The sequence below is a fragment of the Pseudomonas sp. NPDC089395 genome (genome assembly GCF_044749525.1).
Lineage (GTDB): Bacteria > Pseudomonadota > Gammaproteobacteria > Pseudomonadales > Pseudomonadaceae > Aquipseudomonas.
In genome coordinates, this window is the sequence record NZ_JBIVID010000011.1 from 77,443 (window position 1) to 92,737 (window position 15,295).

A 15,295-nucleotide genomic window follows, 5' to 3' on the forward strand; every position below is an offset into this window, starting at 1 on the left:
TATATGGCGGTGGTGCATGGCGTTAGGTTGGTGGGGATTTTGAGATCGAGCGCCAAATATCCAACGCCGAGCCCCACCAATTTCACTTCCCGCGAATCACCCTGCGCAACACAAACCGGTTCGGATGACAGGCCTCGGCCACCGCCCGGGGCAACGGCAATGGCTCGCCACTGGCCCACGCCGCAATCAACTCGCCTGAAAGCGGCGCAGTGATCAACCCTCGCGAACCATGCCCACTGTTCACATACAGCCCTTGCAGCCAAGGGCAGGGCACCTCGGGCACCTGCCGCGCATCCTTGCCCAGCACGGCAAAGGCTTCGACGAACGCCTCTGGATCAGCAACCGGCCCGACGATCGGCAAGTAATCCGGGCTGGTGCAGCGAAACGCCGCACGCCCTTGCAGTTGCTCAGGATCGAGCTTTGCTGTGCCCAGGCGCTGGGCCAGGTCGGTGGAGATTTCGTCCAGCAACGCCAGGTTGCCCTGGTGCTCGGCCACGGTGGGTGCCAGGTCATCGCTATGGAAATCGAAGCTGGCCCCCAGCGTATGTTCGTCACCCCGTGGTGGCGCCACATAGCCCTCGGCGCAGACCACGGTACGCAGTTCGCGGCTTGTCTCGGTGGCCGGCAGACGGGTGATCTGCCCGCGGATTCGCTTGAGTGGCAATTGCGCGCACGGCTCGAAACGGCGTACATCGGCGGCGCCGGCCAGCACCACCAGCGGTGCACTGGCCAGCAACTGTTCGCCATCCCAGGCCTGCCACAGGCCGTCGGCTCGACGCAGCTCCACCACGTTGCGATGGACCTGCACCTGAATATTCGGATGCTGCAGCTGTGCCTGGCACAACGCGGGCGGGTGCACCCAACCCCCTTCGGGATAGAACAGGCCGCCCGCAGGCAGTGCCACGCCGGCAATCGCCTCGGCTTCAGCCTGCTCCAGCGCACGCAGCAGGCCGCTGTCGAAGGCCTCGGCGAGCTTGCCCTGGCGTTCGGCCTCCTTGCTGTCGAAGGCCAGCTGCAGCACCCCGCAGGCATCCCAGTCCCGGCCTTTTTGCAACTGTTCGAGCTGGCGCCGGGTGTAGCCGAAGCCGGACAGGATCATCTGCGACAGGGCCGTGCCATGGGCGGAAAGTTTCAGGTAGAGCACACCCTGCGGGTTGCCCGAGGCTTCCTGTGCGGGTGCGTCGTGCCGTTCCAGCACCACTACCTGCCAGCCGCGCGCGGCCAGGCTGGCGGCGCTGGCGCTGCCGGCCAGCCCGGCGCCTATCACCAGCGCCTGGCGCGGCCCTTCGATCGGGGCAGGCCGGGCATACCATGGCGCTGCCATGGCGGCTGGAGGCTGACCGGTGTACTCCCCACTCATCACCTCCCATTTCTTGCCCAGGCCAGGCACCTTCTTCATGGTGAAACCGGCTTCGATCAACCCGCGTCGAACCCAGCCTGTGGTGGTGAAGGTGCCCAGCGCGGTCCCGGCACGGGACAGCCGCGCCAGTTGCGCGAACAGGGCGGGAGTCCACATGTCGGGGTTCTTCGCCGGGGCGAAACCGTCGAGGAACCACACGTCGATGCAAGCGTCGAGTTGCGGCAGCTGTTCCAGCACATCGCCGATCAGCAAGGTCAGGGTGACCCGGCCCTGGTCGAAGGTGAACTGCTGAAAGCCCGCGTGCACCGCCACGTACTGCTTGAGGAAGGGCTCGGTGAAGGCGGCCAGTTCCGGCCACAGGCGCACGGCGCGGGCCATGTCATCGGCACCCAGTGGGTACTTCTCGACACTGACGAAATGCAGGCGGGCGTCATCGGGGGCGTGTTCGGCGAACAGCTGCCAGGCACAGAAAAAGTTCATGCCGGTACCAAAGCCGGTTTCGCCGATCACCAGGCAGGCGTGCGGCGCGAGTTCGGTGCAGCGCTGGCGCAGGCGGGTCTGTTCGAGGAACACGTAGCGGGTTTCCTCGGTGCCTTCGTTTTTCGAAAAGTAGACGTCGTCGTAATGCCGCGAATGAGGGCGGCCCTGGTCGTCCCAGTCGATCTGGGCGTGCTGGAGGAGGGTGGACATGGTTGGCTCGGTTGCAGCGGATGTGCGGATTTTATGTCATCTGCGAAGTTTGCGCTGTGCTTGTACCGGCCTCATCGCCGGCAAGCCGGCTCCCACAGGGGGGCGCGCTGAACCCTGTGGGAGCCGGCTTGCCGGCGATAGGGCCATTACAGACCCGCACAAAAATCCGCTAGTCTTGCTAATCCAATGAAGGAGCCCAGCATGTTCGAATCCGCGGAAATCGGTCACAGCATCGACAAGGACACCTACGAGGCCGAAGTGCCCGCCCTGCGCGAGGCGCTGCTCGAAGCCCAGTACGAACTCAAGCAGCAGGCGCGTTTCCCGGTGATCGTGCTGATCAACGGCATCGAAGGCGCTGGCAAGGGTGAGACGGTCAAGCTGCTGAACGAGTGGATGGACCCGCGCATGATCGATGTGCTCACCTTCGACCAGCAAACCGACGAGGAACTGGCCCGGCCACCGGCCTGGCGCTACTGGCGGGCATTGCCGCCGAAGGGGCGGATGGGCGTGTTCTTCGGCAACTGGTACAGCCAGATGATCCAGGGGCGGGTGCACGGTGTGTTCAAGGATGCCGTGCTCGACCAGGCCATCGCCGGTGCCGAGCGCCTGGAACAGATGCTCTGCGACGAAGGCGCGTTGATCATCAAGTTCTGGTTCCACCTGTCCAAGCGGCAAATGAAGGATCGCCTCAAGTCGCTCAAGGACGACCCGTTGCACAGCTGGCGGATCAGTCCGCTGGACTGGCAGCAATCGCAAACCTACGACCGCGTCGTGCGGTTCGGCGAGCGCGTGCTGCGCCGCACCAGCCGCGACTATGCGCCGTGGCACATCGTCGAAGGGGTCGACCCGCACTACCGCAGCCTGGCGGTCGGGCGCATCCTGCTCGATAGCCTGCAGGCGGCGCTGGCCGTCAACCCGAAGGGCAAGCACCAGGGCAATATCGCGCCGCTGGGCCGCAGCATCGACGATCGCAACCTGCTGGGCGCGCTGGACATGACCTTGCGCCTGGACAAGCAGGACTACCAGGAGCAACTGGTGACCGAGCAGGCCCGCCTGGCTGGCCTGCTGCGGCACAAGCACATGCGCCGGCATGCCCTGGTGGCCGCCTTCGAAGGCAACGATGCCGCCGGCAAGGGCGGGGCGATCCGTCGCGTGGCGGCGGCGCTCGATCCGCGTCAGTACCGCATCGTGCCGATTGCCGCGCCCACCGAAGAGGAGCGTGCGCAGCCTTATCTGTGGCGTTTCTGGCGGCATATCCCGGCACGCGGCAAGTTCACCATCTTCGACCGCTCGTGGTACGGGCGGGTGCTGGTGGAGCGGGTCGAAGGCTTCTGTACGCCCAGTGACTGGATGCGCGCCTACAGCGAGATCAACGACTTCGAGGAGCAGTTGGTCAACGCTGGCGTGGTGCTGGTCAAGTTCTGGCTGGCGATCGACCAGCAGACCCAGTTGCAGCGCTTCGAGGAGCGTGAGCAGATCCCGTTCAAGCGCTACAAGATCACCGAGGACGACTGGCGCAATCGCGACAAATGGGGCCTGTATGTCGATGCGGTGGGCGACATGGTTGACCGTACCAGCAGCGAGATCGCGCCGTGGACCCTGGTGGAAGCCAATGACAAGCGCTGGGCCCGGGTGAAGGTGTTGCGCACCATCAACGATGCACTGGAAGCGGCGTTCGCCAAGCACAAGAAATAGCCCTGACATGCCGTCGGGGAATGAACTGATGAATTCTTTTCCCGGCATTTTTCCCGGAAGTCCTTAGAATCCAGGCACCCCCACCCCGGGTTCGATCGAGGACGTTATGCACAAGACTTCCGGCCGCTGGGTCTATGGCCTGTTCCTGGCACTGCTCACCGCGCTGCTGTGGGGCATTTTGCCCATCAAGCTCAAGCAGGTATTGCAGGTGATGGACCCGGTGACCGTCACCTGGTACCGCCTGCTGGTGTCCGGCGGCCTGCTGTTCTGCTGGTTGGGTGTAAAGCGGCGCTTGCCGGCCGTGGGCAAGTTGCCGGCCAAGGGCAAAGGCCTGTTGGTGGTCGCCGTGTTCGGCCTGCTGGGCAACTACGTGCTGTACCTGATCGGCCTGAACCTGCTGAGTCCGGGCACCGCGCAGCTGGTGGTGCAGATCGGCCCGGTGCTGCTGCTGGTGGCCAGCGTGTTCGTGTTCAAGGAGCGCTTCAGCCTGGGGCAGGGGATCGGTCTGTTGATTCTGCTGGGCGGTTTCGGCCTGTTCTTCAACCAGCGTCTGGAAGAGTTGCTGACCTCGCTGGGCACCTACACCACCGGTGTGCTGACCATTTTGCTGGCGACCAGCATCTGGGTGTTCTACGCGCTGAGCCAGAAGCAGCTGCTGACGGTGTGGCATTCGCAGCAGGTGATGGTGGTGATCTACCTGGGCTGCGCCGCGTTGCTGACGCCCTGGGTGCATCCGCTGCAGGCGCTGCAGTTGACACCGCTGCAGGGTTGGCTGCTGCTCGCTTGCTGCCTCAATACCCTGGTGGCCTATGGTGCCTTTGCCGAGGCATTGGCGCACTGGGAGGCCTCGCGGGTGAGTGCCACGCTGGCGATGACGCCGCTGGTGACGTTCGTGGCGGTAGCGCTGGCGGCCTGGGTGTGGCCTGACTATGTGCATGCCGAGGACATCAATGCCCTGGGGTATGTGGGGGCGGTGACGGTGGTGCTGGGGTCGACGCTGGTGGCGGTGGGGCCTTCGCTGGTGGCGGGGTGGCGGGCGCGCATGGCCAGGGTTGCGGGTTGACGCTACCGGCCCTATCGCCGGCAAGCCGGCTCCCACAGGTACCCCACAATATTCAAGGTTGTGGTGATCCTGTGGGAGCCGGCTTGCCGGCGATAGGGCCGGTACAGATCAGCCCTTGCCTCCGGGAGCCAGCATGTTCTCCGGCCGTACCCACTGATCGAACTGCTCATTGGTCAGGTACTTCAACTCCAGCGCCGCCTCGCGCAAGGTCTTGCCTTCGCCGTAGGCCTTCTTGGCAATCTCCGCCGCCTTGTCATAGCCGATATGCGGGTTCAGCGCCGTCACCAGCATCAATCCCCGCTCCAGGTGCGCCGCCATCTGCTCGGCATCCGGCTCGATCCCGGCCACGCAATGCAGTTGGAAGTTGCGACAGCCATCGGCCAGCAGCTCGATCGACTGCAGCAGGTTATGGATGATCACCGGCTTGAACACGTTCAGCTGCAGGTGCCCTTGGCTGGCGGCAAAGCCGATCGCCGCGTCGTTGCCCAGCACCTGACAGGCCAGCATCGACAGCGCCTCGCACTGGGTCGGGTTGACCTTGCCGGGCATGATCGAGCTCCCCGGCTCGTTGGCTGGCAGGCGCACTTCGGCCAGCCCCGCGCGTGGGCCGGAGCCGAGCAGACGCAGGTCGTTGGCGATTTTCATCAAGGCCACCGCCAGGGTCTTCAGGGCCCCGGCCAGACTGGTCAGCGGCTCATGGCCGGCAAGGGCGGCGAACTTGTTCGGCGCAGTGACGAACGGCAAGCCGGAGAGGGCGGCCAGCTCGGCGGCGATGGCTTCGGCGAAACCGTGCGGCGCGTTCAGCCCGGTACCCACCGCCGTGCCACCCTGGGCCAGCTCGCACACCGCCGGCAACGTGGCGCGGATGGCGCGCTGGGCATAGTCGAGCTGAGCGACGTAGGCGGAAACTTCCTGGCCGAAGGTGATCGGCGTGGCGTCCATCATGTGCGTGCGGCCGGTCTTGACCAGCTTGTGGTGGCGTGCCGACAGCTCGGCCAGCCCGGAAGACAGCTCGGCAATCGCGGGCAGCAGATTGTCGTGCACCGCGTGTACCGCGGCGATGTGCATGGCGGTAGGGAAGCAGTCGTTCGAGCTCTGCGAGCGGTTGACGTGGTCGTTGGGGTGTACCGGGGCCTTGCCACCGCGGCCCTTGCCGGCCAGCTCGTTGGCGCGCCCGGCAATCACCTCGTTGACGTTCATGTTGCTTTGGGTGCCACTGCCGGTCTGCCAGACCACCAGCGGGAACTGGTCGTCGTGCTCACCGCCGAGCACTTCGTCGGCGGCCTGTTCGATCAACCGGGCGATGTCGGCCGGCAGGTCGCCGTTGCGGTCGTTGACCCGCGCCGCGGCTTTCTTGATCAATGCCAGGGCGTGCAGCACCGCGAGCGGCATGCGTTCCTTGCCAATGGCAAAGTTGATCAGCGAGCGCTGGGTCTGCGCCCCCCAGTAGGCGTCCTCCGGAACTTCGACCGGGCCCAGGCTGTCTGTCTCGATACGGCTCATGCTGCGTTCACTCCTTTGTCAGTCAGAATCAGCAGTTTAGGCCCTCATGCGAACAAGCGGTTCAATCGCTCGTCGTGCTACTTGAGCGCTGCGCCCTTGCGGGAGCAGAATGCTCTACTCTGAGGTTTCGCCTCCCCTCCTTGAAGGAAATGCAATGACCCGTCTCCGTGTCCTCTGTGCCGCCGTCGCCCTGGCCTGTGCCAGCGGCCAGGTGCTCGCTGCCACCGCCAGCCACAACGCTGCCGCCGAGAAATTCCTGACCCTGGCCAATGCCGACAAGCTGGGCACCCCGGTGTACATGCAGGTCCAGCAGATGTTCGCCCAGCGTTTCGCCCAGACCAAGGCGCCGTCCTCCAAGCAGCCCGTGCTGCAGAGCTACCAGGCCAAGGCCAACGCTGCGCTGGACAGTGCCATCGGCTGGAACAAGCTGAAGCCGAAGATGGTCGACCTGTACACCCAGACCTTCACCGAGCAGGAGCTCAAGGACCTGGTCAAGTTCTACGAGTCGCCGCTGGGCAAGAAAGTCCTGCGCGAGATGCCCAAGGTCACCCAGCAGTCGGCCCAGCTGACCCAGCAGAGCCTGGAGCCTGCGGTACCGGTGGTGAACAAGCTGCTCGAAGACATGACCAAGGAACTCGACCCCAACGCTGGCAAGGCCGCACCGGCCAAGAAGTGAGTAGCGACCGATGAGCATGCAGCAACGCATCGAGCAGCAGCTGGCCGCGCTGGCCCCGCAGCACCTTGAAGTGCTCAACGAAAGCCACATGCACAGCCGTGGCCAGGAGACCCACTACAAGGCGGTGATCGTCAGCGAGCAGTTCGCGGGGCTCAACAGCGTCAAGCGTCACCAGAAGGTGTACGCCACCATGGGTGAGCTGATGGGCGAAATTCATGCCCTGGCAATCCACACCTACACCGCCGAGGAGTGGGCCCAGGTGGGCGCTGCACCGGCATCGCCGGTGTGTGCTGGCGGCGGGCACTGAATCCGTTTCGTCGTTCTGGTACAATCCGCAACATCCCAAAGGGGGCCGCTGCGCGGCCATCGCTGGCAAGCCAGCTCCCACAGGTACAGCGCATGTCGCACCTGTGGGAGCTGGCTTGCCAGCGATGGCTGCGCAGCAGCCCCCTGTTTCATGTCAAACCCGGTCCGCCCCTTACGAGGGCAACCACCTGGAGATTCACTTACATGTCCCAACCGATCGTCGTGGCGGCGCTGTACAAGTTCGTCACCCTGGAAGACTACGTCGAACTGCGCGAGCCACTGCTCAAGGCCATGCTCGACAACGGCGTCAAAGGCACCCTGCTGATCGCCCATGAAGGCATCAACGGCACCGTCTCGGCCACCCGCGAAGGCATCGACGGCCTGCTCGCCTGGCTGCGCAGCGACCCGCGCCTGGTGGATGTCGACCACAAGGAATCCTACTGCGACGAACAGCCGTTCTACCGCACCAAGGTCAAGCTCAAGAAAGAGATCGTCACCCTCGGCGTGCCCGGCGTGGACCCGAACCAGGCGGTCGGCACCTATGTCGACCCCAAGGACTGGAACGCCCTGATCAGCGACCCCGAAGTGCTGCTGATCGACACCCGCAACGACTACGAAGTGGCCATCGGCACCTTCAAGGGCGCCATCGATCCGAAGACCGAGACCTTCCGCGAGTTCCCCGAGTACATCAAGGCCAACTTCGACCCGAGCAAGCACAAGAAGGTTGCCATGTTCTGCACCGGCGGCATTCGTTGCGAAAAAGCTTCCAGCTACATGCTCGGTGAAGGCTTTGATGAGGTCTATCATCTTAAGGGCGGCATCCTGAAATACTTCGAGGAAGTGCCTCAGGAAGAAAGCCTCTGGGACGGCGACTGCTTCGTCTTCGACAACCGCGTCACGGTGCGCCATGACCTGAGCGAAGGCGAGTACGACCAGTGCCATGCCTGCCGCCACCCGATCGATGTGCAGGACCGCGCGTCCGAGCACTATTCGCCAGGTGTGAGCTGCCCGCACTGCTGGGACAGCCTGAGCGAAAAGACCCGGCGCAGCGCCATCGACCGGCAGAAGCAGATCGAGCTGGCCAAGGCGCGCAACCTGCCACACCCGATCGGTTACAACTACAAAGCCGAGGCTTGATGCATGACTGCACGCCTGCTCTATGTGATGGACCCGATGTGCTCCTGGTGCTGGGGTTTTGCGCCGGTGGCCACCGCCCTGATCGCCCAGGCGCGTGATGCAGGCGTGCCGACTCGGCTGGTGCTGGGCGGCCTGCGCAGCGGCGGCAGCGCGCTGGATGCCTCGACCCGGCGCTACATCCTCGAGCATTGGCAGGCGGTCGCCGAGGCCACCGGGCAGCCGTTTCGTTTCGACGGCGCCATGCCCGATGGGTTCGTCTACGACACCGAGCCGGCCTGCCGCGCCCTGGTCACCGCCCGCGAGCTGGATGCCGAGCGCGCGTGGCCGCTGTTGCAGCTGATCCAGCGTTCGTTCTACGAACAGGGCATGGATGTCACCACGGTGCTGCAACTGGTCGAGCTGGCCGAGCAGGCCGGTTTCGACCGCGCCACCTTCGCCGAGGCCCTCACCCGTGCCGATACCCGCGCCGCCACCGCAGCGGATTTCAGCTGGGTGCAGGACCTGGGCATTGCCGGCTTCCCGACCCTGCTGGCCGAGCGCAATGGCCAACTGGCCCTGCTGACCAACGGCTACCAGCCGCTGGACAGCCTGCAACCCCTGCTTGGCCGCTGGCTACAGCAGGCCGCCTGTGCTTGACCTGCCAGGGTCTCCCGACCCTGTGCCAGGGAAGCCCGCTGCTGTGCCTGATCGCCTGAGCTGGGCGGAAATCCGCCGCCTGGCACTGCATCACAAGAAAAACCTGTGGACCGCCAACATGGTCGCCGTCCTGGCGGCCTGCTGCAGTGTGCCGATTCCGCTGTTGCTGCCGTTGCTGGTCGACGAAGTCCTGCTTGGCCATGGCGATGCGGCCCTGAAGTTCATGAATCACTTGTTGCCCAGCGGCTGGCAGGTGGCGGCCGGCTACATTGGTCTGATGCTGGTGGTCACCCTGTGCCTGCGCCTGTCCGCGCTGGCGTTCAACGTGGTACAGGCCAAACTGTTCGCAGGCCTTGCCAAGGACATTGTCTATCGCTTGCGCATCCGCCTGATCGAGCGGCTCAAACGAATCTCGCTCAAGGAATACGAAAGCCTGGGCAGCGGCACCGTGACCACGCACCTGGTTACCGACCTGGATACCCTCGACAAGTTCGTTGGCGAAACCCTCAGTCGCTTCCTGGTCGCCATGCTGACGTTGACCGGTACGGCGGCGATCCTGATCTGGATGCACTGGAAGCTGGCGCTGCTGATCCTGCTGTTCAACCCGCTGGTGATCTACTTCACCGTGCAGTTGGGCAAGCGCGTCAAGCACCTTAAAAAGCTCGAGAACGACAGCACCTCGCGCTTTACCCAGGCCTTGGCGGAAACCCTCGATGCGATTCAGGAGATCCGTGCCAGCAACCGCCAAGGTTACTTCCTCGGCCGCCTGGGTCTGCGCGCCCGCGAAGTGCGCGACTACGCCGTGGACTCGCAGTGGAAGAGCGACGCCAGCGGCCGCGCCAGTGGTCTGCTGTTCCAGTTCGGCATCGATATCTTCCGCGCCGCGGCCATGCTCACGGTACTGTTCTCCGACCTGTCGATCGGGCAGATGCTGGCGGTGTTCAGCTACCTGTGGTTCATGATCGGCCCGGTCGAACAGTTGCTGAACCTGCAGTACGCCTATTACGCCGCCGGTGGCGCGCTGAGCCGGCTCAACGAGCTGCTGGCACGTGACGACGAGCCGCAATACCCGGCGGCCAGCGACCCGTTCGCCGGCCGCGAAACGGTGGGTATCGAGGTGCGCGACCTGCGCTTCGCCTATGCCGAAGAACCGGTGCTCGAGCACCTCGACCTGTCTATTGCGCCGGGCGAGAAGGTGGCCATTGTCGGCGCCAGCGGCGGTGGCAAGAGCACCCTGGTCCAGTTGCTGCTGGGCCTGTACAGCGCCCAGGCCGGGACCATTCGCTTCGGTGGCGCGAGCCTGCATGAAATCGGCCTGGAGACCTTGCGGGAAAATGTCGCGGTGGTGCTGCAGCACCCTTCGCTGTTCAACGACACGGTGCGCGCCAACCTGACCATGGGCCGCGAATGCACCGACGACGCCTGCTGGCAGGCGCTGCGCATCGCCCAGCTGGACGCCACCATCGCGGCGCTGCCGCAAGGATTGGACAGTGTGGTCGGCCGGTCCGGGGTGCGCTTGTCTGGCGGTCAGCGCCAGCGCCTGGCAATTGCCCGCATGGTCCTGGCCGAGCCCAAGGTGGTGATTCTCGATGAAGCCACCTCGGCGCTCGACGCGGCCACCGAGTACAACCTGCACCAGGCCCTGGCGCGCTTCCTCAGTGGCCGGACCACGCTGATCATTGCCCACCGCCTGTCGGCGGTGAAGCAGGCCGACCGGGTGCTGGTGTTCGATGGTGGGCATGTGGCCGAGGACGGTGGCCACCAGCAGCTGATTGCCGAAGGTGGCTTGTATGCCAAGTTGTATGGGCATTTGCAGCAAACCTGACGCTACGGCTGTCTGCTCTGGCCCTATCGCCGGCAAGCCGGCTCCCACAAAGGTGCAGTGGTGACCCTGTGAGAGCTGGCTTGCCGGCGATAGGGCCGGTACTGTCAGCTCCAATCCCAAATCCCCACCCACAAAATTCCCCGTCACGTAGATGGCAAATGGCCTACGCTGAGCTTGTCTGGGTTGAATCGAGCCTTATCTGCTCTGTGACAGGGACTACATGAAGGGAAATCGCACGTTAGAGGCGCCAAGGTTGCTGGGTATCATCTGGCCCTTCATCGCCGTTGTAGTCTTCCAGGTCTTGCTGGGCAGCCTCAGCCTTTACGCGTTATCGGCCGTGCGTGCCTATGTTGCGGGCGAGAGCCTGTGGTCCAAGGCCCAGAAAGACGCCATCTATTACCTGAACCTGTATGCCGACAGCGGCGACGCGCGCATTTACGAGCGCTATCGCCAAGTCATCGCCGTGCCGCAGGGCGATCACCTGCTGCGCGAGGTGCTCGACCAGTCCAACCCGGACATCGAGGCCGCACGCCAGGCTGTGCTGCAAGGCGGCAACCACCCTGACGACGTCGACCGCATCATCTGGTTCTACCGCAACTTCCGCCAGGTCAGCTACATGCAGACGGCGATCGCCTACTGGAATGTCGGCGACGATTACCTGAACCGGCTGGACGTGCTGGCCAACGAGATGCGCGATGGCTTTGCCAGTGGCCAGGCCACACCTGCTCGGGTCAGCGACTGGCGCGCCCGCATCGTTGCCGTCAACGAAGGCGTGACGCCTGCGGCCAAAGCTTTCAGCGACGCCCTGGGCGAAGGCTCGCGGATGCTGTTGCGCGTGCTGTTGATCACTAACCTGCTGACAGCGTTGTTCCTCATCACCATCGCCTGGCGCCGTTCGAGCAAGCTGCTGGCTCAGCGTCAGGCCTTCGCCAACGCCCTGCAGGAAGAAAAGGAGCGGGCCCAGATCACCCTGCAAGCGATCGGCGATGCGGTGATCACCACCGATGTCGAAGGCTGCATCGGCTATATGAATCCCGCTGCCGAGCAGTTGACCCATTGGCAGGCCGGGCAGGCCCAGGGCCTGCCATTGACTGCGCTGTTCAGCCTCGTTGACGAGCAGGCCGAGCACGATGAGAGCACCTTGCTCGAACAGGTGCTCAGCGGCACCCTCAAGGGCGGCTCTGAGCATGCGCGGCTGATCCAGCGCCTGGATGGCAGCACCGTGTCGATCAATCTGGTTGGCTCACCGATCATCAACGACGGGCAGTTGGCCGGCATCGTGCTGGTGCTGCACGACATGACCCAGGAGCGTCAGTACATCGCCAACCTGTCGTGGCAGGCCACCCACGACGCCCTGACCGGCCTGGCCAACCGCCGTGAGTTCGAATACCGCCTGGAGCAAGCGCTCAATGGCCTGGCGCGCCAGGCCGGGCGGCACACGCTGATGTTCCTCGACCTCGACCAGTTCAAGCTGGTCAACGACACCTGTGGCCATGCCGCCGGTGATGAGCTGCTCCGGCACATCTGCGCCGTGCTGCAGTCGGGCTTGCGTGAGGGTGACACCCTGGCCCGGCTGGGCGGCGATGAGTTCGGCGTGTTGCTGGAAAACTGCCCGTCCGATCAGGCCGAACGCATTGCCGAGAATCTGCGCCAAGCCGTGCAGAGCTTGCACTTCGTCTGGAAGGGCAGGCCGTTCGTGACCACCGTGAGTGTCGGCCTGGTCAACTTGTCGCAGGCGCCCACTACTTTGGAGGCTTCCCTGCGCGCGGCCGACATGGCCTGCTACATGGCCAAGGAGAAGGGGCGCAACCGGGTCCAGGTGTACCACGCCGATGACAGCGAGTTGTCCATGCGCTTCGGCGAAATGGCCTGGATTCAGCGCCTGCATGTAGCGCTGGAAGAAAACCGCTTCTGCCTTTATGCCCAGGAAATCGCCCCGCTCACCACCCTCGAAGGCCCTGGCCATATCGAAATCCTACTGCGCCTGCACGACGAGAGCGGCCGCACCATCCTGCCTGACAGCTTTATCCCGGCAGCTGAGCGCTATGGCCTGATGACCGCCCTCGACCGCTGGGTGGTGCGCAATGTGTTCCAGGTCATCCGCCAGGGCCTGGATGAAGGGCGGGAAGGCCCCCTGGCGATGTGTGCGATCAACCTGTCGGGTTCGAGCATCGGCGATGACATGTTCCTTGAGTACCTGCAGCGGCTGTTCGTCGAATATGCCATTCCGCCACGGCTGATCTGCTTCGAGATCACCGAAACCAGCGCCATCGCCAACCTTGGCAGCGCTATTCGATTCATCAATGAATTGAAAGGGCTCGGCTGCAAGTTCTCCCTCGACGACTTCTGTGCCGGGATGTCGTCATTCGCCTATTTGAAACATTTACCTGTCGACTTCTTGAAGATCGACGGAAGTTTTGTCAAAGATATGCTGGATGATCCGGTCAACCGGGCCATGGTCGAGGTGATCAACCACATTGGCCACGTCATGGGCAAACGGACCATCGCCGAGTTCGTGGAAACACCGTTGATCGAGCAGGCCTTGCAGGAGATCGGCGTGGATTACGCCCAGGGCTATCTGATCGAAAGACCGCAGGTGTTCACCTGCGACAGTCTGCAGCGCCAACGGATTGCTGCACGGCCCCTGCTGTATCGGGCGCCTGGAACGTTTCGCTGAACAAAACATCGGCAGATCACAGGGATCAAGGAGCTGAAAGTGATTGATGCATTCGTTCGGATCGGGCCTTTGATGGATCCCGCCAGTTATCCCCAGTGGGCTCAGCAGCTGATCGAAGATTGCCGAGAGAGCAAGCGTCGGGTGGTCGAGCATGAGTTCTACCAGCGCTTGCGCGACGGCCAACTGCGTCAGGCAACCATTCGCCAGTACCTGATCGGTGGCTGGCCGGTGGTCGAGCAGTTCTCGCTGTACATGGCCCACAACCTGACCAAGACCCGCTACGCCCGCCATCCTGGCGAAGACATGGCGCGGCGCTGGCTGATGCGCAATATCCGCGTCGAGCTCAACCATGCCGACTATTGGATGCACTGGTGCAATGCCCACGGTATCCACCTGCACGAACTGCAGGGCCAGGAGGTGCCGGCGGAGCTCAACGGGCTCAATGACTGGTGTTGGCGGGTGTGCACCACCGAGTCGCTGGCGATCGCCATGGCGGCGACCAACTACGCCATCGAAGGTGCGACCGGGGAGTGGTCGGCGGTGGTCTGCGCCGAGGACACTTACGCCATGGGGTTCCCTGAGGACCAGCGCAAGCGCGCCATGAAGTGGCTGAAGATGCATGCCCAGTATGACGACGCCCACCCGTGGGAGGCGCTGGAGATCATTTGTACCCTGGCCGGCGAGAACCCGACCCTGGGGCTGCGCAACGAACTGCGCAAGGCGATCTGCAAGAGCTATGACTGCATGTACCTGTTCCTGGAACGGTGCATGCAGCTGGAAGGGCGGCAGCAGGGGCGTATGCGCCCGGCGCTGGCTGCTGGCTGATCAATACTGGCCTCTTCGCGGGACAAGCCCGCTCCCACAAATGCAGTGCAGCCTCAGGGCATGTGATGTGTCTGTGGGAGCGGGCTTGTCCCGCGAAGAGGCCAGTACAGATGTTACTGGGCGTTGAACGCCTGCCCATTCACCCCGGTGCTGTCCGGCCCCATCAGGTACAGGTACACCGGCATGATCTCTTCGGGCAGCGGGTTGTTCTGCGGGTTCTCGCTCGGATAGGCCTGGGCCCGCATCGCCGTGCGCGTGGCGCCCGGGTTGATGCTGTTGGAGCGCACCGGTGCCACCCCTTCAAGCTCGTCGGCCAGGGTCTGCATCAGGCCTTCTGTGGCGAACTTCGACACCCCGTAGGCGCCCCAGTAGGCCCGGCCCTTGCGCCCGACGCTGCTGGAGGTGAACACCACCGAGGCATCTTCCGACAGCTTGAGCAGCGGCAGCAGGGTGCTGGTGAGCATGAAGGTGGCGTCGACGTTGATGTGCATCACGCGCATGAAGTTGTCGCCGGAGAGCTGCTCCAGCGGCGTGCGCGGGCCGATGATCGAAGCATTGTTGAGCAGGCCGTCGAGGCGGCCGAACTGGTCCTCGATCATCACCGCCAGTTCGTCGTACTGGTGGGGCAGGGCGGTTTCCAGGTTGAACGGGATCACCACGGGCTGGGGGTGGCCGGCGGCTTCGATCTGGTCGTAGACCTCGTTGAGGTTGGCTTCGGTCTTGCCCAGCAGCAGCACGGTGGCGCCCAGCGCGGCATAGGCCTTGGCGGCGGCGGCACCGATGCCGCGGCCGGCACCGGTGACCAGGATGATCCGGCCCTTGAGCAGGTCGGGGCGGGCGGTGTAGTCGAACATTGATTATTCCCTATCTCTATGGGCTGACACGGGCCTTGTGGGGGCGGG

At 64.1% G+C, this 15,295-nt stretch carries 12 protein-coding genes; 9 read left to right on the plus strand and 3 right to left on the minus strand.

Features of this window, described 5'->3' with window-relative positions; all coding sequences use genetic code 11:
- Positions 1 to 82: 82 nt before the first annotated feature.
- A complete protein-coding gene (gene mnmC, locus ACIPZG_RS21790) occupies positions 83 to 2,050 on the minus strand; it encodes a bifunctional tRNA (5-methylaminomethyl-2-thiouridine)(34)-methyltransferase MnmD/FAD-dependent 5-carboxymethylaminomethyl-2-thiouridine(34) oxidoreductase MnmC (protein ID WP_400716792.1) in 1,968 nt (655 codons plus the stop codon).
- Between the two features lie 201 nt (positions 2,051 to 2,251).
- Here mnmC and pap point away from each other — a divergent pair, with 201 nt between their 5' ends.
- Together pap and ACIPZG_RS21800 are read left to right on the plus strand one after the other, a co-directional pair.
- On the plus strand, positions 2,252 to 3,745 hold the full coding sequence (gene pap / locus ACIPZG_RS21795; protein ID WP_400716795.1) for a polyphosphate:AMP phosphotransferase: 1,494 nt from the start codon (positions 2,252 to 2,254) through the stop codon (positions 3,743 to 3,745).
- A gap of 106 nt (positions 3,746 to 3,851) precedes the next feature.
- Positions 3,852 to 4,808 carry a DMT family transporter gene (locus ACIPZG_RS21800; RefSeq protein WP_400716797.1) on the plus strand — a complete coding sequence of 319 codons (957 nt, stop codon included), beginning with the start codon at positions 3,852 to 3,854 and terminating at the stop codon, positions 4,806 to 4,808.
- Positions 4,809 to 4,916: 108 nt separating this feature from the next.
- Here the strand turns inward: ACIPZG_RS21800 and ACIPZG_RS21805 are convergent, their stop codons facing one another.
- A complete protein-coding gene (locus tag ACIPZG_RS21805) occupies positions 4,917 to 6,311 on the minus strand; it encodes a class II fumarate hydratase (protein WP_400716798.1) in 1,395 nt (464 codons plus the stop codon).
- A 154-nt stretch (positions 6,312 to 6,465) separates the two neighbouring features.
- Here ACIPZG_RS21805 and ACIPZG_RS21810 point away from each other — a divergent pair, with 154 nt between their 5' ends.
- The 7 genes from ACIPZG_RS21810 (at position 6,466) to ACIPZG_RS21840 (ending at position 14,393) form a co-directional block, all read left to right on the plus strand.
- A complete protein-coding gene (locus ACIPZG_RS21810) occupies positions 6,466 to 6,987 on the plus strand; it encodes a DUF2059 domain-containing protein (protein ID WP_008096494.1) in 522 nt (173 codons plus the stop codon).
- A gap of 10 nt (positions 6,988 to 6,997) precedes the next feature.
- Positions 6,998 to 7,294, plus strand: coding sequence for a BolA family transcriptional regulator (locus tag ACIPZG_RS21815; RefSeq protein ID WP_008096493.1), 297 nt, complete (start codon positions 6,998 to 7,000; stop codon positions 7,292 to 7,294).
- Positions 7,295 to 7,497: 203 nt separating this feature from the next.
- Positions 7,498 to 8,430, plus strand: a complete 933-nt coding sequence (locus tag ACIPZG_RS21820) for a rhodanese-related sulfurtransferase (protein ID WP_400716801.1) — start codon at positions 7,498 to 7,500, stop codon at positions 8,428 to 8,430.
- A gap of 3 nt (positions 8,431 to 8,433) precedes the next feature.
- Positions 8,434 to 9,066 carry a DsbA family protein gene (locus ACIPZG_RS21825; RefSeq protein ID WP_400716804.1) on the plus strand — a complete coding sequence of 211 codons (633 nt, stop codon included), beginning with the start codon at positions 8,434 to 8,436 and terminating at the stop codon, positions 9,064 to 9,066.
- Positions 9,059 to 10,891 carry an ABC transporter ATP-binding protein gene (locus tag ACIPZG_RS21830; protein WP_400716807.1) on the plus strand — a complete coding sequence of 611 codons (1,833 nt, stop codon included), beginning with the start codon at positions 9,059 to 9,061 and terminating at the stop codon, positions 10,889 to 10,891. Before ACIPZG_RS21825 ends, ACIPZG_RS21830 begins: the two co-directional genes overlap by 8 nt.
- Before the next feature lie 220 nt (positions 10,892 to 11,111).
- On the plus strand, positions 11,112 to 13,568 hold the full coding sequence (locus tag ACIPZG_RS21835; protein WP_400716810.1) for an EAL domain-containing protein: 2,457 nt from the start codon (positions 11,112 to 11,114) through the stop codon (positions 13,566 to 13,568).
- Between the two features lie 39 nt (positions 13,569 to 13,607).
- Positions 13,608 to 14,393 (plus strand): TenA family transcriptional regulator, encoded by a 786-nt coding sequence (locus ACIPZG_RS21840; protein WP_400716812.1) that lies wholly within the window; start codon positions 13,608 to 13,610, stop codon positions 14,391 to 14,393.
- A gap of 113 nt (positions 14,394 to 14,506) precedes the next feature.
- Here the strand turns inward: ACIPZG_RS21840 and ACIPZG_RS21845 are convergent, their stop codons facing one another.
- Positions 14,507 to 15,247, minus strand: a complete 741-nt coding sequence (locus tag ACIPZG_RS21845; RefSeq protein WP_008090373.1) for a YciK family oxidoreductase — start codon at positions 15,245 to 15,247, stop codon at positions 14,507 to 14,509.
- Positions 15,248 to 15,295 lie beyond the last annotated feature (48 nt).